Consider the following 18191-nt stretch of genomic DNA (forward strand, 5'->3'; position numbering starts at 1 on the left):
GCCGTTCAGCTTGTTCGTCGATTGTGAACCTTTGGTGCGTGCCATCTCTCGATTGGCATTGGCGGTGAACACTTGAGCGATGCCCAGAACGAGGACGATCAGCGCCCGCAGGTACTGATCCTGCTGGCTACGTTTAACGGTGATCGGTATCTGCCAGAGCAACTGACGTCTGTCGAAAGACAGACGTACACCAGCTGGAGCATGCTGATAAGCGACGACGGGTCGACAGATGCGACGCCTCAGTTGCTAGAGGACTTTAGGGTGCGACATGCGGACCGTGTTGCGATCTTGAAAGGTTCGGGCCCGCGCTCCGCCAAGGGCAATTTCTTCAGACTTCTACGTGAGGCACCGTCAGTTCCTTATGTCGCATTCTGCGATCAAGACGACGTGTGGATGGAGACCAAACTCGAGGAGTTGGTCGCAGCCTGTGCGAAGCTCGAACGGCAGCTAGATCCCGGCGCGCCGTGCGCTGTGTTTTCTGACCTGCGTGTCGTGGATGAGGATCTTCGGCTGCAGGCCCCGTCGTTCTTTCGTCAGACGAACGCTCGTCCAGATAGGATCTCGTTCGGATCCCTTCTTGTAGAGAACGCGATACCGGGCTGCTCGATGCTCGTGAATCAGGCTCTGGTTCGTGAGTTTCGACGCTTCCGTGGAGATCTCGAGGACGCGCGAATGCATGACTGGTGGTTGTCACTTCTCGCCGCGGGGCTTGGTGCTCTCGCGTTCGTGCCAGACCAGTTGGTGCTCTATCGGCAGCACGCACGAAACGCAGCAGGCAGTGTTCACCGTACGGGGATTGCTTTCGCCTGGGCGAAGTTGGTCCATGGTGACCGGAGTGACGCCAAAGCGTCGATAGCGCAAGCCGTACTGCTATTGGCAGCCCACGGCTCCCGATTTCCGGAACAGTCCCGCCGCCAACTATCGGCCTTCGCAGCATTGGGCGGAAGTAGTAAGTTGCGCCGGGTCTTCGTGTGCCTTCGCCACAGAATATTGAAGGAAACAGTGGACCGCAGGATCTATCAGTTGATGAGAATCTGAGCCGAAGTGTCTCCACTCAGAAACTCCGCAACTCCTGCGCGTGGCCGTACGAGAACCTTCTCGCGATCGGTATTTATAACCATCGTCGGCAGCGCCTTCCCGCCTGCTGCCGCACTTGTGACAGCCCCGATTCTGGCTCGAAGTTTAGGTGTAGATGCACGCGGCGACGTCGCGGCCGCGCAGTCCGTGGCCATTCTTGCAGTCGCAGTAATGGCCATCGGACTTCCGGAGACAGTTACGCATTTCGTTGCTCGGAGAGCTTTTCGCACGCCACGACAAGTGTGGACGTTCGTGGCGGTGTCGGTCGTGTCGGGCTTTCTCGCGTGGCTTCTAGTGAGAGAGCTTTCGTTATGGCTCGGTGGGGGTAGCGAGTCCGCAGCGAGATTGATTCAGTTCGCTGCCCTATCAATAGTTCCCGCACTCTTGCTCGGCCTGGTGCGCGGCTTCGCGGCAGGCAGCGGATTATGGCTACACGTCGCAGCGGAACGCGTAATCGGTAGCGCGGTTCGCTTGTTCGGATCGATCGCCTTATTCGCTATAGGCAGCCTCGGCGCAACTGAAGCTGTTGCACTTATCGTCTTTGGTCCACTTGCGGGCGGCCTCGCCTACCTCTTTCCAAGATCTGTACATGCCAAGCGACTTGTACGTGAACCGGTTCCAATCCGATCCGCAGGCAGCTACGCGCTGCGAGTCTGGGTTGGGTCGCTCGCCGGCATTGTGTTGATGCGCATCGATCAGGTGTTGCTGATTCCTTTAGCCGGCCCCACTGCACTCGGTGTGTATGCGGTCGCTGTCGCAATCAGCGAGGTGCCGCTGATCGTGAACTCTGCAATTCGGGATGTAACTTTTACCGATCAGTCCGCAGAACTCGACTACGCGCGAGTGGTCGCGTCGGCGCGGCTGTCCTTTCTGGCGACTGGACTGATCGCTGGCGCATTCACGCTAGCGGCGCCGTACGCGATTCCGACTGTCTTCGGTGACCAGTTTGAGGGAGCTGTCGTCGTAACCGCGCTGTTGCTTCTGGCGGTGACAGTAGGTACGCCCGGTTCCCTCGCAGGCGCCGGCCTTGCCGCAATCGGCCGACCAGGCATGCGTAGCTTGTCGCTAGCAATCGCGGCGGTGACCGCCATTGCCGCCCTTGTGCTTCTCGCACCTAGGTGGGGGGCCGTCGGCGCGGCATACGCCACGCTGATTGGAAATCTCGTATCGTCAAACGTCTGTATAGCTATCTGGTGCCGACTCACGAAGACGCCGTTCCTGCAGTTCTACGCGATCCGCACGACCGATGTGCTGTCCTTGTTCCGAACCGCCTCAAGGTTGTTTCCTATATTGGGCAAGATCAGCCAAGGCCTCTATCGCTACAACATCTTCACCGATTTACGGGGTGGTGCCGAAGATGTGCCATACAAGATTCGGCGCCGACTCTTCACCCTCACCTCACCGATCGCCTCAGCTGTCATGTCGATGCGGAGTAGATGGGCCACATCGCCACTTATCGGCGAAATGGACGCTCCCGTAGTGACACTCACTAGTTATGGGCGCCGGATCGGCCGAGTCAACCGGACTATCGAGTCGATAGGACGTGGCACATGCAAGCCATCCCGAATCATTCTGTGGATCGATGACCCATCATGGTTTTCGGACTTGCCGCCCAACGTTCGTCGCCAGCAGCAGCGCGGTCTCGAAGTAGAACTGACTCAGAATCTAGGCCCTCACACGAAGTACTTTCCGTACATATCCAGTCGAGGTGCCGAGGCGAAGTCGTTTGCAACTGCAGACGACGACATCGTGTACCCGAGGTGGTGGTTAGCCCGGCTGGTGGAGGCCTCTCGAGTGAGCCCCGGGGAGATCGTGTGCCACCGAGCGCATCGTATCGAGACCGAACGAAACTCTATTCGGGCATACTCGAAGTGGACTTCGGTACGAACAACCTGCGCGCATCCTTCAGTATTCGCGACCGGGGTGTCCGGAGTGCTGTATCCACCGGCCATGGTCGTTGCGCTCCGCGATGCGGGGCTGAAGTTTCGCTCGTTCTGTCCAAGTGCCGACGATGTGTGGCTGCACTGGGTCGCGCTGACAAATCGGATCTCCGTGCGTCAGATAGCCAATGTGCCCAGAGGGTTCTGGATCACCCCCGGAACCCAGGAAAACGCGCTGATGGCGATCAACCTTGCGGGAGCCAATGATGCGGCGATCGCTGCTCTTTACGGACTACGACAGATAGATCAGATCGCATACGGCCCTGTAACTGCCGACGAGGAGGCGTCAAAATGAGCGCGCTACAAAGCTCCGTCTCAGTGCAGCGGCAGAGCAACCGATCCGCGGGTGGACAGCCCGGTGCAGTCCCCGCCGCTTTGCAACCAGCTCCAATAATTCAAGCGTCGGTTTGTGCGCTGGTGGTGGCACTGTGGGCCTGGGCTTGGGTCCCTCAACTTCTCGACCTTCTATACATCGGACGACAAAATGTGGTCTTTGGGCAGAGCGCGGTACGGTCGGCGCCCGCTGCCACGGTCTACAAAGTCATCGTGGGCTGCATCGGAGCACTGTCGGTCGCGCTAATCTTGAGCGGCCTCGCCTCGGCCCGGCGCAACTACCTCGGGCCGATACTTGTCCTGCTTGCTCCGTGGGCTGCGTTATCGGGTGCCTATGTGGTCCAGGGAGGGCGTAATAATGAGCTTTTGCTGTACCCCGTGGTGGCGATCGCATTTGCGTTGAATTGGAACAGTTCCCGCGTTGTATACCGCACATTGCGGGTGCTGATTATCGTTACTGCGCTATCAAGTTTGGTACTCGGGGCCTCACAGTCGGGCTTATTTCTATCTGATCCGACCCGCATGGTCGCCAATGAGAAGGCGCTGTTTGGTGGGCTCCTTCTTAACGGCCTGTTTCCGACTTCGAATCAACTTGGACTTGCACTGGCACTTGGCATTCCGATCCTCATGGTGACAATCAAGAGCCGGTATTGGCGGTGGACTAGCGTCGCGTTTGTTCTAGCAGCACTAGTTTGGACATCTGCCCGGACATCCATCCTTATTAGTGTCGTTGTTATTGCCGTACTAGTCATGTCCGGTTCGCGGATGCGTCAAGCGCTGACCATCGGTAGATTGGCCACGGTACTCGCTGGGTTCCTGGTGGTCGTAGTGCCCTTCGTATTCACTGATCCGACTGCCTTCACGAACCGTGCTTGGATTTGGCAATGCGCACTACGTTTTGCGTTCGACGACGTCACGACGATGCTGTTCGGCGGCGGTGCGATGATCTTTCGTGAAGCGAGTCCCGTTACATACGCAGTCGGAGCCATCGCCGGAACTGGACACAACGTGTTTGTAACCATTGTAACGATTGGAGGGATGGCTGCACTCGTAGCAGTGGCGATCCTCTGGATCTTCTATCTTCGTGCTGCTTCGAAGTTATTCGAAGTTGATCGTCTGCCGTTGATATTCTTGCTTACCGTAACCGGGCTGTCAGTTATCGAAGATCCGCTCCGGGCCTTTACGATCGGTCCGCAAGCTTTTATTTTCATTCCACTTCTAGCCATGCCACTGGCAGCAGCCTACGAAGCGCAGATCGCAGAATCAAGCCGCCACGTTAATTCCTTGAAATCGAGCACTGTGCAGAAGGCGACTGGATGAGTAATCCCAGAGTAAGTGTCGTGATACCGACATACAACAGAGTGCATGTACTTGGGAGGGCGATTGCCAGTGTTCTCAACCAGACGGTCCCTGTGCACGAAGTTATTGTGGTAGATGACGGATCGGACGACGGTAGCTCAGAAATGGTAATTCGCCTCTCGCGACAGGATCCACGGATAGTTCTTCTGAGGCAAGCACGGGGTGGTGCACCGTCAGCCCGCAATCGTGGGATCGCTTACGCATCAGGCTCGCTGTTGGCGTTTCAGGATAGCGATGACGAATGGAATCCACGATTCATTGCGACCCTTTTAGAGTGTCACACGAAGCCTGGGGTAATAGCGTTCTGTTCGATGACGACGATAGACGCATCAGGTAAGTCAAGAATTGACTTTCCCGAGAAAATTGACAATGTGCGAGCACAGCTACTAAGGGCGAACTGCATTTCGACGCAATCCTGCCTTGTCGACAGCACCTTGCTCAGATCAAATAGTTTCGATGTGAGACTTCAGCGTCTCCAGGATTGGGATCTATGGTTGAGCCTCATCGACAAAGCCACTTTTATTCACGTGCCCGAAGTGCTTGTGACACAATATATACAGAGCGACAGCATCACAGCCGGATCGGAGCGAAAGTTGTATGCAGCTCTGAAGCTAATCACCAAAAAACACCGACGGGTACTCTCGCGCAGACCGCTCTGGTTTGCCAAATTCTGGATCGCGGCGAGGCTCCGAACGTTCAGCCTGAGAAGAATTTGATCAACCCATTATTCCGGATTGGTTTCATCTGTTGCGTGAGAATCTGCTCTGGACGGCGATGGTGAAATACGCCGCAGCGTGTTGCTAAATCGACTTCGCGAAAATATAAAAATCTGAAAAACTAGTATTGTCGGGATCAATGTCGGAATGCGGATAACGGTTTTTGATTGTATCAATTAGTTTATAGTCAGGACGTCGTTGTTCAACCCAGCGCGTGAACTTGCGATGCCTCACATGCGGATCTGGCCATTCTGAATCGCTGTTACTCGCGTAAATGATAACGAACTTGGTGGATATATCGAACAATTGCTCCATGTAGAGATCGAACACATTATCTTCTACCAGATGGTAGATGACATCAAGAGACAAAGACAAATCGGCCTTCGTCCGATCGGTTAGTTCAGAGATATGCAAGATTCGGACAGACGAATCTTGAGCGAAGAGTGCGCGCGTTTTGGCAACCACCGATTTCGAAACGTCAAAACCCGTATACAGCGGGTAGTCTGCGAGGCGAAGCTGGGCACCGTCGCCGACTCCGAGCTCGACGACGCTACGCACATTATTTCTCTTTACAAAATCGTTGACTACTTCTGCCTTGAACTCGGCTAAGCGGTTGTAAGATCCAGCGCCCGAGTTGCCACCCTCGCGGTAGCGGTTCTCCCAGTACTCGGCGGAGTTTTTGAACGGAATGGGCCCAGCCAGCCTTTGTCGAAGTCGCAGCTTGATTTTGCTGAGCATGGACCGATGCGAACCCGATTTCGTCACTGCCCGCTCTCCACTTCTTGGAAGGGCTGTCATTCCCGACAGAATTTTTGCAGGGGCAAGAAGATCCGACCCTCGCTGTTGTCTAAACCATTATGGTACATCATGTTTAAAAGAGTCGCGGCCGTGAACAGCCTCAGCACACGATTCAATTGGCGGGATGGCTTTCAGATATAAATCTCGGCTACCAAAGCGTTGTCCGATTGTTCAGGGTAGGGGTTAACCCTGCCCTGCGGTTCCGTTGCAACTTCTTGATCTGAGTGCTTCCGATAAAGATGTGATGGAGGCTGTCGTTACTTTCATGACTTCGGGTCGCGAAAATGCAGCTAGCAGTAACCAGACTGCATGGTAAAGCGCCCATTCCGATCGAAACGTAATTGAAGATGACGTCTGGCGATGGAACTCTTCCACATGCAGGCCCGCCCATGTGGCTGCAGGCACCGAGGACGTTGTGTCGAGACGTAGGATATGGGCGAGCGAATCCATAGCCGCGAACGGCGCCATCTGCTGTCCGTAGTTTTCAGGATTCGCAGGATAGTAAATTCTCGGCGAGTCAGTCACGTAATAGCTGCCTCCGGGTGATTGCCACGGGGGTGCGGCGAATTTGAAATCTGCCATCGCGCGATATATAAGATCGCCTTGGCGAAGTGTGCAGGCCGGAATTGGATAATCTTCGTGTGCGAATAGGACTCCGTTCAACCAGTTCTGGGCTAGTGCTGCGGAATAGCGTGGATTCGGGTACCCATGATTGACAACGATGCCGTCACCCGTCAGATTTGAACCACTGACGATTTCGCCTACTATTTCTCCGTGGATTCTGTCTGCACTAGCTGTATCAGCCGGAACGGAGCCGACAGACGTTGAAAGCTCCACGAACTTGGCCATCCAACCTGCTGCGTGCTGATGGTCAGGAAGCATTATCAGGGCCGTAGCGAGCATGGACGCATTCCACGCGGACTCCTCCGCCTTTGTGTCCCCTTCGTAGTGTGTGTTCCCCGTGCGATCGCGCCAGTACGGAACAGTGAAAGTGAGGAATCGATCGGCTTCGTACACAACCATTTTCACAATGGACGCCCGCTCAGCCGCCGAGAACTCTTTCCAAACAAGCCAAGCGCCGTGAGACACAAAATGGCACCACAGTGCACCTTGCCAATCGTTGTGCGACGCGTCATACGACCACGGTCCGGGCCGTCCACCCCATCCGTCTGGGTGCTGCGATACGTGTTTGGCCGTCAAGGACTTGATGAGACGCGTGACCTGAGTTACCGCGTTGGACCGCGGGACCCCGGCGGTGGATTCGTCATACACGTCCAGTTTGATCAGAGCCGCTATACCGAACGCTATCGTGCACGGTTTGCGAATGTGCCATTCATCGAACGGTCCAAAATCGGTGATCAGCTCGGACTTCGTATCGTATTTGGATTGAAGAAAGGCAAGGTTCTCGCCCGCGCAGAGGTTTGCGATCTCTGCTGCCTTGAGGGTCAGTGACGCATCTAGTCGTCGACCATTGAGGAGGACGGGTCCGCTGCCGCTCGCAGAATCGCATGCTGAAACGGGCGGAGCTGTAGCCAAAAGCAGCGCACCCGCCCCGGATGCTTTGAGAAGCATGCGTCGAGACATGGTTGGTACGTCGAGGGCGCGGCCTTCCTGGCCATCGACTGTCACTAGCTATCTCCAGCGTGTGCGGATCATGATCTTTTAGAATTTCAGGTTGAGTTGCAACTCATGGCTTGTGGTCACCGTGGCTGAAGCCCAAAGACCCAGTGACCGCAATGGCTCACGTCTGGGATAGACGTGTTGCACCAAGTGCCATGTCGGATGGGCCGTGCTGAGCAATCCACCCAATGCTCAATCAGGATTCCCGGTCCTGTCTGATCGCAGGAGGTCGCTGGAGGAGGTTGAAGGTGCCACCATCGACTGAGTCGAACGCTTGGTTCCTGCAGGCGGCGCGGAGGGAGTGGACTTCTTCGTTGCGCGCCTGCGCCCTTTGAACCCGCGCGGGCTGGACCCCTCTTTGTAGTCATAGTGGTAGTACGATCCGCCGCGAGATGGCGTGAGTGTGAACACTGCGCCCAACACGGTTGCGCCGACGTCACGGAGGCTTTCCACCGCGTGCGCAAGCTGATCACGCTTAGTCCGCCCGTACCTAGCGATGACAAGTACCCCGTCAGCCTCGGCCGCCAAGATGGCTGCGTCTGTGACGGCGAGGAGGGGAGTCGTGTCAACGATTACATAGTCGAATTGTGAGCGGAGCTCGGAAAGCAGACTTTTGGCGGCCTGGGACCCGAGAAGTTCGCTTGGGTTAGGCGGGATTTCCCCCGATGTCAGAACCGTCAGGCCGGGAAACTGCGACTTTTGAAGTGACTCAGAAAGCGTCGCCCGTCCACTTAAAATTGTGCTGAAGCCAACCTGGCCGATCAGGTTCAGATACTTATGTAGTGTCGGTCGGCGCATATCGCCGTCTACCAGCACCACGTTGTGATCGGCTTCGGCCAAGGCGAGTGCAATGTTGATCGCGGTTGTCGATTTACCCTCGCTTGGTACTGAACTCGTGATGAGGATGACGCGAGGCGGGTTATCGACCGCCAAAAAGTGCAGATTAGTACGGATCTTTCTGAAAGCCTCCGCAATCAGAGAGTTATCCGTATCGAAAGCGATAGCAGGCTTGTCCTTGCGTTCTTTGTCCATCGGGATGCTGCCGACTAGGCCAGTGCCCGTGACTGCGTCGAGAGCTTGCCGATCCTTCACGGTGTTGTCTAGTACATCGCGCAATATGGCCAGTCCGATTCCCGCTGCTAAGCCTGCGAGAAGGCCAAGAAGGATGTTGCGTGAAGTCTTCGGAACTACCGGGTCATCGGGTATCGAAGCACGCTGCTCTACGACGACCCGTGAACTCGGGCTGGTTCCGTCCTCCGGTGTCTCGAGCTCCCGCACCAAGTTTACAAATTCGTCTGACAAGGCGTTCGCAATATCACGCGCTTCAACCGGCGACTCATCGAGAACGTCCACGTTAATAAGCACGGTATTGAGTTTGGCAGTCGCTTTGACATGCGCCTGTAGCTCTTCGGCGCTCATCGGGAGGCCAAGTTTGTCAATGGTTCGCTGAGCAAGTGATCGACCCATGAGTAGCTCGGCGTATGACGCAACGCGGTCTTGCGAGACTCTATTGCCCTGATAACTCTCAGCGAGAGTCTCACCGCCAGTTGTGGATACGAACAGCCTTGTCGACGCCTGATATAGGGGCGTGGTGAGCAGCGTGTAGACGACTGCCCCCATCAGACCGATGCCAGTTGCCACACACACGGTTAGCCATCGAGTTCGCAGTAGTTTGATGACATCCTGAAGGTTCAACGGCTTCCCTCCACTGCTGTGTCCCTAAGGGGGCGTGCAGTTCCCTGCATATCAATGACTGGGAGCACGCGATGTGGACCTACTTCGAGCATTCGGGAACCGATACTACGGGCGCCACCCCGTCGACTAGGGGCTGAATCGGAACTCTCGGCGTGCCGGCGACGGTCGGCTCTGACAGTCGAAAAGTGAGCTCACCGGATTGGCCAGGCGGTATCAGCACCTGCACTTCAAAGGTGGGGTGGCCGCGTTCGGTGCCCACGAATACCTGGGTGCGTTCGCCGTTGGCTAGTCCGCTCTGCAATTTTGCGCCATTGGTGGCTAATAGCTTTACGGAGGTAGCCATTGACCCATTGGGCAATTTGACAGGCAAGTCGGGGTTCAACCCGCCGGCGCTTGCGACGTAATCAGGAAGGGGACCTGATGGTGCAGCGTTCTTCAGTCGAATCGTCACGGTGGAGTTTCGGGTGTCTCCGTCACACCTGTCGGCGACGTACTCGATCTCGCGTTCCAAGTAGTAGTCCATCTTGTTTCCGCCGAGATTGTTCAACACCACTGCGGCGTACGGTGCGTCATCGTCCGGGACGATATGTGCCAGAGGAGTCTGCTCCAGCAATTCCTGTTCGGCGGGAACCGCACTCCACACCGCAATGCGGCCTTCGTTGGCAGCTTTCCCGAGCGCTTCAAGTAGCACTCTGGGTGAACCGCTGGCGCTTGTCACCTTTTTGACAACTTCACTGGCAATGTCCTGAAGATACTGCTTTCGCGCCGCCTGGTCGGTGGGAAAACGAGCGTAGGCGGTCGACTCGGTCAACTCGACGACGTTGTCTTTGGTCACCTGTTCACCGTCAGGCATGGTCACCGGTCCCACCGCGCCGAGGATGTAACTGAGTGCGAACGGATCGAGGGCGATGACCCCGTCCACGTTCATGCCGGTCTGCTGCGCCCACATCGATTTCCAGATCTGGGCCGCGTACGGGAAGTGTGGGCTCAAATTGCTGTTGCGGAAGTCGCTGAAAGGGTTGGCGTATCCGTAGTTTTGGTTGAACTCGGCACCCAGGTCGATGGGTGTGAAAGGTTTGTCCAGCGCGGTGTTGGCGCCGAGCGTGTCGACGGTGGCAACACCATTGTCGAATCGCAGAACCCCGAAGCCGCCCAACAGCCCGCCGGTGCCGCGCGCCTCGGCGTTGGTCTGAAAGGCCATGAAATAGGAACGCGGGCCGTCCGCTCCCATCATCGGTGGGACCAGCCGTGAGGCCAGCGCCGTGTTCTCCAGAAGCCCGGTGATCTGAGCCGTCTGCTCCTGCAACTGTGTGCGTGCGTCCGACAACGTCGACACATATCGGGGATCCGAAATGGCCTGCGCCTCGCTGTTCAGCCGGGTTGCCGCCTCCGCCAGGGAGGTCAGATTCGGCTCCTCCGAGCGCAGCAGCGCGACGTCCACCCGGCTACCGTCCACCAGGCGATCGGGCGACAGCGCCGTGCCGGCCTGTGCCGCGGGCTTGAGTACGTCGTTGGCCAGGCCCAGAACCACATCGGAGATCTGCTGGCCGGTGCGGAACGGGCTACCCACCCACGGGATGGCCGAGGTGACCGTCCAGGGCAGGGAATGCGTCGCGTCGCTGGCGGCCTGCGCGTGGTACTGGGCATGGTCGACGAAACGGGATGCCGCCTCGGAATCGCCCTGCTGCAGCGCGTCTTTGGCTTGCTGAGCATTGCTGCGGGCCTGCTCCAGTGCAGACTTGGCGTCCAGCCCGCTCTTGGCCAGCCATCCCGCGAAAGCGACCACGATGGCGAAGGCCACCAGTCCGCCGATGATGACGGCTCGGCGGTGTCGTCTCAGCTGGGAGCGCGCGTCCCCAAGCCTTCCGCGGTGTTCTTTCCCTGACATTTCATTGTCGTCACCATCGACGGAGTCAACCTTGGGCACTCAGCGCGCTTTCTACATAGATCGGCGCGGACCCACTGAGTGGATCCGCGCCGATGAGACCAGCTTCTGGGCAGAGCTCAAAGTCAGGCGCAACCACGCCCGACGGAGAAGGTCGTGGTGCCGTAGGGCCCCACCCGCAGCGATGCGCCGAAGACGCAGGCCTCAAGGTTGAGGTTCTGGGTGAACCAGCCGTAGAGCGGCTGGAGGAATCCGGGCACCAGGCTCAGCGGCTGGAAGGTGAAGACCGGCGAGCTCGGCGGGGGAGTGGGGTTGGCGGTACCGAACCACCAGAGGTTGTTCTGGAAGATTCCGCGGATGGCCTGCTCCGGGGTGGGCAATGCAGCCGCGGCCGGAACGCACGCCGGAGCAGGCCGACGGATCACACTGGGCGGCGAGGGCGCGGCATGTGCGACCGTGACCGGTGTGAGCGTTGCTGCGGCAGCGAGTGCGCCGGCCGCCAGGCCCATGCTCACCTTGCGTGAAACTGCTGACATTTCTCCCCCTTGGATGGGCCTTTGAGTTGCGGAAAGCATGTCAGACTGGGAACGTCCTGTCAACACGTTTTCGCAGGTTGCACCGCTACATTGTCGCGGCTGGCAACTGTTTACAGGGTTCATGCGGATGTAACCGATCGGCGGCAAAAATTGCATACGCAACCGTCGCCGGTGGCCGTCCGGCGAGTTCGATCCGAGTCGAATATTCCCCCTCGAAAAGTTTGCCAGCCGGGAGCACGCGTACGGTGGCCTTCGAGTTAGCTGTGATTGCAACCACACGTCGTGTTGCGGCAGCAGGTCAGCTGATTTGTCCAGTACGGGGACTCGCGGTGCCGTGATCGCTGTCGGACCGAAATTTGGGTCCGCAGTAGCCGTTTCTGCAGCTTGTCGTCGAGTGGTAGCGGGGCCGTCTGGATATTGACGTTGCTGTTCATTAAAGGCCGGGACACGCCGTTCGGCCGCGGAGGCCCCCGGCCGTTCGCTCAGAACCCCAATTGTTGCGGCCGACCGTGCCGACGGGCCCCCGTAAGCGTGCCGATGCCGCGGCGTGATTCGGCCGAGATCTCAGTCCACGACCACGGTTGCGGCCACCGCGCGGTGGTCCGAACCCGCCACGGCGACCGCCCGAATCGCAGTCACGGTCGCCTTGCGGGTCAGCACATGGTCGAGCGCCAACATCGGTGGGATGCCGTAACGGCGTAGATGGTTGGGATAGGTACGTATCCGCCCGGCGCCGGCCTGGGCGGCACCGCTGCGGTAACCGCCACTACCCAATAGGCGACGGAACTCCACGACATCGGGGGTGGCGTTGAGATCGCCCCCGGCGATCACCGGTCCGGTCGCCGGCAGCTCGCGCAACGTCGGGCCGAGCCGCACGATATCCGCGCGCCACGACGGGAACGCCGAGCGCGGCGGCGGCATGTGGGTGGAGATGAACGTCGGTTCGGCATCGGTGCCCGGCAGCCGAACCCGCGCCCATAAGAACCCACGGGTGAAGCTCCCGTCGGCGCCGGACGCCGTGATCGGATAGCGGCTCCACAATCCCACCCCGGACGCACGCTCCTTGGGGCGCTGCTCGCAGTGCGGAAAGTGTTGTGCCAGTGCGCTCGAGAGCGCCTCGGCCAGTTCCGGCGTCAGCTCCTGCACGGCGATCACATCGGCATGCTCACGGGCCAGCCGGGCCACGGCCTCCGGGTCGGCCTTGCCCATCAGCAGGTTTGCCGAGACGAAGCGCACCGGCACACCGCCGGCCGGCCGCGGGCTGCGTCCCCGCAGCGGAAGCAGGAAGGCGATGGCCGCTGCGGTCGCAACGGCGGCGACGGCGGCCGGCACCCAGTGCCTGCCGAGCGTGAACATGACAGCCGCCGCCGGCGCACCGAGCATCAGATATGGCGACAATGCCGCCGTCGCGAGCAGCAGCCGAGCTGCAGCGGGCACCGACCGTGCGACCGCGGCGATCACCGCGCACAACAGCAACAGCGAGCCGAGTAACAGCGTCATTGACTACGGACTGATGTCGCCGTCGCGGGGCAGGCGGGACTACGGCTTGACGTAGGTGACCAGGCTGACGTCGAGGGCCTCGTCGACGTAGTAGTACTGGCAACCGGTGAGGTAGCGCATGTAGTCGTTGTAGTGCTGCTCGCCGGCTGCGGCGATGGCTTGATCCTTGTTGTGCTCCAGGCGCGCGGCCCAGATGCCGAGGGTCTTGATGTAGTGGTTACGCAGCGACAGCACCTCGGGAACGGTGAAGCCGGCCTTCTCGCCGTGTTCCACCAGCATCTTGGTGCTCGGGATCCGGCCGCCGGGGAAGATCACCTCGGCCATGAACTTCGCGAACCGGGCCAGCTCGAAAGTGAGCTTCTTGCCGCGCGCGCGCAGATCGTCGGGGTGGTAGCCGCAGCTGCTCTGGATGGTCATCCGGCCGCCGGAGGGCAGAATGTCGAAGCTGTTCTTGAAGAACTCGTCGAAGCGCTCGAACCCGAAGTGTTCGATGGCCTCGATCGACACGATGGCGTCGACGGGAGAGTGGAACTGCTCCCAGCCTTCCAACCGCACATCGAAGGTGCGCTCGGAATCGATGGAGCTGAGCAGCTGATTGCAGTACGCCTGCTGATTCTTGCTGAGCGTCAGACCGATGACGTTGACGTCGTACTTCTCCATGGCGCGCTGCAGCGTGAGCCCCCATCCGCAGCCGACCTCCAACAACGTCTGGCCGGGCTGGAGGTTCAACCGGTCCAGGTGCTGGTCGACATTGGCGATCTGGGCCTCGGACAGCGTGACGCTGGGTCCGGTGAAGAAGGCGCTGCTGTACTTGCGCGTCGGGTCCTGGAAGACGCCGAAGAAATCATCGGACAAATCGTAATGAGCCTGGATGTCCTCGAAATGCGGCCGCATGTCCGTGGTGCCGCTCGACTTGTCAGACATAGAGGTGGCCTGCCCTTCTCGGTGGGTTCCGACTACGCCGTCCACCACATCACGGGTGCCCACTTGTGTGGGCACCCTACTCGCCGCGAATCCGGTCCCCCAGGAACTCCGCAGCGTGTCTCTTCAAAACGGATGTGATCGCCATCGCGCCGTTGCTCATGGCGATCCTGCTTTACTCGACTCTATCGTCCGCGACGGCCGATCCCGTGCGGATGGTGGATATGTGTCCTGTGGTGCGTTGTGCGGACGTCATTGCGGAAAAGGGTTGTCGCGCGCCGTTTTCGCGCCTGCAATGCAGGTGGGGAGCAAATTGTCCGGGCTGTCAGTGCCTTTGCTGAATCCACACCTGATCAACGGTGCGAGCCTGCTGACCTGCTCTGCCACGTTTCGCTATTCGGTGGTCGCGATGCCCGGCCGGGTGTCGGACATATTTGCTCAGTGTGCGATTGATCTTGATTTTCAACGGCTTTCACCGTGCGCGCGCTTTGCGCACGTCTTACTTGACCATCGTGAACTGGTTGACGTCGATGTAGCCGGTCCGAAAACCGTTCGCGCAGCCGGTGAGGTACTTCATATAGCGCTGGTAGACCTCTTCGGACTGGATCTCGACCGCTTGATCATGATGCGCCTCGAGCGCCTCCGCCCACAGGTCCAGCGTGCGGGCGTAGTGCGGCTGCAGCGACTGGCGTCTGGTCACCGTGAAGCCGGCGGGCAGCGCATGCTCCTCGACCTTCTCGATCGAGGGGAGCCGTCCGCCGGGAAAGATCTCGGTGAGGATGAACTTCACGAACCGGGCGATCTCGAAGGTCAGCGGGATACCCTCGGCGCTGAGCTGGTCAAATCGCTTGCCGCAGATGGTGTGTAGCAGCATGACGCCAGCGTCGGGCAGCACGTTGTAGGCCATCTCGAAGAAGGCGTCATAGCGTTCGAAGCCGAAATGCTCGAACGCCCCGATCGACACGATGCGGTCGACGGGCTCGTCGAACTCTTCCCAACCCTTGAGGTACACCCGCTTGTCCCTAGTGGAATCCGATTTGTCGAACTCGGCCTCCACATGGGCTTTCTGGTTCTCGCTGAGCGTCAACCCGATGACGTTGACGTCGTAGCGCTCCAGTGCGCGCGTCATGGTCGCGCCCCAGCCACAGCCGATGTCGAGCAGCGTCATGCCCGGCTCGAGTCCCAATTTGCCCAACGACAAATCGATCTTGGCCAACTGGGCCTCGTGCAACGTCATATCGTCGCGCTCGAAATACGCGCAGCTGTATGTCCTGGTCGGATCCAGAAACAGCGCGAAAAAATCGTCAGACAGGTCGTAATGCGCCTGTACATCCGAGAAATGCGGTTCGAGCTTCTTACGTCCGGTCAATGTTGTATCCCCACCGCGACCTGCTACGTCCCCCCGGATCATCGTTGATCCGGCCCTTGCGGCGACTCTACGCGCTGGAGGTGAGATGGCTGAACTTATGCGGAAAAGTTTGCCTTGAGTGTACCGACGATGTCGTCCCAGAGCGGTTCGGGCAGTTCGTGACCCATCCCGTCGAAAAGCACCAGCCTTGCTCCGGGAATTGCCCGTGCGATGGCCCGGCCGCCGGACGGTCGCATCAATTTGTCTGCCTTGCCGTGGATGACCACCGTGGGCGCGGTGATCTGTCGGTCATAGTCCAGCAGGCTGCCGCTGCCCATGATCGCCGCGAACTGCCTGCCGATCCCGGCCGGGTAGTAGGAACGTTCGTAGCTTTCGGCGGCCTCGGCCCGTAGCTGTTCGTCGGATTTGGGATACCCGGGGCTGCCGATGATCTTGGAAACGCGAACGGTATTGGCGATCACGCCCTCGCGGCTGGTGTCGGCGGGCTTCGACAGCAGTGTCAGCAGTTGGCGGGGGCCCGGCGGCGGCAGGAATGCCTGGTTGTTGCTGGAGAAGATGACAGCCAGCGACCGGGTACGCGCGGCATGCCGTGCGGCGAACACCTGGGCGATCATGCCGCCCATGGATGCCCCGACGATATTGGCGCGCTCGATGCCGAGTTGATCCAGCAGCGCGGCCGCATCATCGGCCATGTCCTCAAGGGTGTAACCGGCCGGGCTCTTCATCCCCGCCAGTGAACGGGCCATCCGCGGGACCAGCGGCGCACCGCTGCGGGCGTGCGGCAGCTTCGACGAGAGCCCCACATCGCGGTTGTCGAACCGGATGACGCGCAGCCCCTGATCCACCAACTTCTGGCAGAACTCTTTGCGCCACAACACCATCTGTGCGCCGAGGCCCATGATCAACAGCACCGCGGGGTGGTCCGGATCGCCCATGTCGTCGTAGACGATGTCCAGTTCACCCGCGCGCGCGACACCCGTACGGATTTGCATACCTGACCTCCAGTTCGCCCCGCGCGCAAAGCGGCGAGCGTCAGTGCCGTTTCGGCGGTGGGATTTCGGTGCTAGCTGTCCAGCTCGTCGGAATGCTCGCGGCTGACCTCGACCATGAAGTTGGCGAAGTAACCGGTCAGCTGCGGGTCGCTCATCATCTGCCAGCGTGGCGCCAGCAGTTTCATGTAGCGCTCGACGTAGAGGAACTGCTTGCCGATCAGCACCAACTCCCGCGGCAGCTTCACGTCATAGGCGTCGGCCAGCGTGGAGAGCTGCTTGCCGATCTCGGCGTAGCTCAGATCGCCCAGCGAGGACATGGTCAGCGGGGTGGCGAACTTTTCCAGATCCTTGGCCGCCTGCGCCTCGGGTTTGACGGTGCCGACCGCGCCCATCAACACGACGATCTTTCCCGCCGCGGCATGGTCCTTCTTGACCAGCAGCGCGTAGACCAGCTCGCGCAGCAGCCACCGGGTCCGCGGATCGATGCGGCCCATGATGCCGAAGTCGAAGAACACGATCTTGCCGGCATCGTCGACGTAGAGGTTGCCGGCGTGCAGGTCGCCGTGGAACAGGCCGTGCCGCAAACCACCCTCGAACACGCTGAACAGCAGCGCCTTGACCAGCTGTTCACCGTCGAAGCCCTGTTTGCGGATGGCCGCGACATCATCGATGCGGGTGCCCTGGATGCGCTCCATGGTGAGCACTCGCTCGCTGGTCAGATCCCAGTAGACCTGCGCGACGCGGATGTTCTCACCCAGCGGGGAGGCGTGCATGTGGGCCACCCAGGCGTCCATCGACTGGGCCTCCAGCCGGAAGTCGAGCTCCTCGGCAAGGTTGTCGGCGAAGTCGGCGACCACGTCTTGTGCGGACAACCGCTGGCCGAGCTTGGCGAACTCCACCAACCGGGCCCCGCGCTTGAGGATCTGCAGATCCGCGGCGACCCGGCGCCGGATCCCCGGGCGCTGGATCTTGACCACGACCTCCTCGCCGCTGTGCAACGTCGCATAGTGCACCTGGGCTATCGAGGCCGACGCGAACGGCTTCTCGTCGAAGGACTTGAACAGGTTCTGCGGCTCGTCGCCCAGTTCTTCCTTGACCAGCTTGTGCACCGCCGCCGCATCGGCGGGCGGGACCCGATCCAGCAGGCCGCGGAACTCCCGGCTGAGGTGCTCGCCGAAGGCGCCCGGGCTGGAGGCGATGATCTGACCGAACTTGACATAGGTGGGGCCCAGGTCGGCGAATGTCTGCGGAATCTGCGTGATGACCTTTTGTTGCAGCGACCCTTTACGCAGCAGGCTGCGGGCGACGCGGGCGCCGGTGCGGGTGACCTGCCAGCCCGTCGCGCCGACGCGGGCGGCCTCCACCGGCAACGGCACCCGGTCCAGCCGGGCTCCTTCTCGGTGTTGGGTACTCATCTCTGCAGTGTCTCAAAACCGGCGGTAGCGGTAAA

The 18191-nt window shown here is 59.7% G+C and carries 14 protein-coding genes; 4 read left to right on the plus strand and 10 right to left on the minus strand.

All coding sequences use genetic code 11. The features are described from left to right. Positions 1–72: 72 nt before the first annotated feature. The 4 genes from G154_RS10570 (at position 73) to G154_RS27385 (ending at position 5425) form a co-directional block, all read left to right on the plus strand. Positions 73–1038 carry a glycosyltransferase family 2 protein gene (locus G154_RS10570; RefSeq protein WP_019513980.1) on the plus strand — a complete coding sequence of 322 codons (966 nt, stop codon included), beginning with the start codon at positions 73–75 and terminating at the stop codon, positions 1036–1038. A 6-nt stretch (positions 1039–1044) separates the two neighbouring features. Beyond that, positions 1045–3312 (plus strand): lipopolysaccharide biosynthesis protein, encoded by a 2268-nt coding sequence (locus G154_RS25520; protein WP_081649978.1) that lies wholly within the window; start codon positions 1045–1047, stop codon positions 3310–3312. A 251-nt stretch (positions 3313–3563) separates the two neighbouring features. Continuing rightward, positions 3564–4670, plus strand: a complete 1107-nt coding sequence (locus G154_RS10580; RefSeq protein WP_131701291.1) for a hypothetical protein — start codon at positions 3564–3566, stop codon at positions 4668–4670. After that, positions 4667–5425, plus strand: a complete 759-nt coding sequence (locus G154_RS27385; protein ID WP_081649979.1) for a glycosyltransferase family 2 protein — start codon at positions 4667–4669, stop codon at positions 5423–5425. Before G154_RS10580 ends, G154_RS27385 begins: the two co-directional genes overlap by 4 nt. A gap of 84 nt (positions 5426–5509) precedes the next feature. Here the strand turns inward: G154_RS27385 and G154_RS26410 are convergent, their stop codons facing one another. From G154_RS26410 to G154_RS10625, 10 genes are all read right to left on the minus strand, one after another. Continuing rightward, positions 5510–6163, minus strand: a complete 654-nt coding sequence (locus G154_RS26410; RefSeq protein ID WP_131701292.1) for a hypothetical protein — start codon at positions 6161–6163, stop codon at positions 5510–5512. Between the two features lie 243 nt (positions 6164–6406). Next, complete coding sequence (locus G154_RS26415) at positions 6407–7852, minus strand: hypothetical protein (protein ID WP_131701293.1); 1446 nt, start codon at positions 7850–7852, stop codon at positions 6407–6409. 183 nt (positions 7853–8035) lie between these two features. Continuing rightward, complete coding sequence (locus G154_RS10590; protein ID WP_023985314.1) at positions 8036–9538, minus strand: polysaccharide biosynthesis tyrosine autokinase; 1503 nt, start codon at positions 9536–9538, stop codon at positions 8036–8038. Between the two features lie 79 nt (positions 9539–9617). Continuing rightward, positions 9618–11426 (minus strand): DUF4012 domain-containing protein, encoded by a 1809-nt coding sequence (locus G154_RS10595; protein WP_110806953.1) that lies wholly within the window; start codon positions 11424–11426, stop codon positions 9618–9620. Between the two features lie 122 nt (positions 11427–11548). After that, on the minus strand, positions 11549–11959 hold the full coding sequence (locus G154_RS10600) for a hypothetical protein (RefSeq protein WP_036479476.1): 411 nt from the start codon (positions 11957–11959) through the stop codon (positions 11549–11551). A gap of 564 nt (positions 11960–12523) precedes the next feature. Further along, positions 12524–13459, minus strand: a complete 936-nt coding sequence (locus G154_RS10605) for an endonuclease/exonuclease/phosphatase family protein (RefSeq protein WP_019513987.1) — start codon at positions 13457–13459, stop codon at positions 12524–12526. A gap of 39 nt (positions 13460–13498) precedes the next feature. Further along, the gene (locus G154_RS10610) at positions 13499–14383 is read right to left on the minus strand and encodes a cyclopropane mycolic acid synthase family methyltransferase (RefSeq protein WP_019513988.1); all 885 of its coding nucleotides are present in this window, start codon (positions 14381–14383) and stop codon (positions 13499–13501) included. Positions 14384–14879: 496 nt separating this feature from the next. After that, complete coding sequence (locus tag G154_RS10615; RefSeq protein ID WP_019513989.1) at positions 14880–15749, minus strand: cyclopropane mycolic acid synthase family methyltransferase; 870 nt, start codon at positions 15747–15749, stop codon at positions 14880–14882. A 95-nt stretch (positions 15750–15844) separates the two neighbouring features. Further along, positions 15845–16741 carry an alpha/beta fold hydrolase gene (locus G154_RS10620; RefSeq protein ID WP_019513990.1) on the minus strand — a complete coding sequence of 299 codons (897 nt, stop codon included), beginning with the start codon at positions 16739–16741 and terminating at the stop codon, positions 15845–15847. A gap of 71 nt (positions 16742–16812) precedes the next feature. Beyond that, on the minus strand, positions 16813–18156 hold the full coding sequence (locus G154_RS10625) for an AarF/ABC1/UbiB kinase family protein (RefSeq protein ID WP_023985317.1): 1344 nt from the start codon (positions 18154–18156) through the stop codon (positions 16813–16815). Positions 18157–18191: the final 35 nt, after the last annotated feature.

It is taken from the genome of Mycobacterium sp. VKM Ac-1816D (genome assembly GCF_000416385.1).
Classification (GTDB): domain Bacteria; phylum Actinomycetota; class Actinomycetes; order Mycobacteriales; family Mycobacteriaceae; genus Mycobacterium; species Mycobacterium neoaurum_A.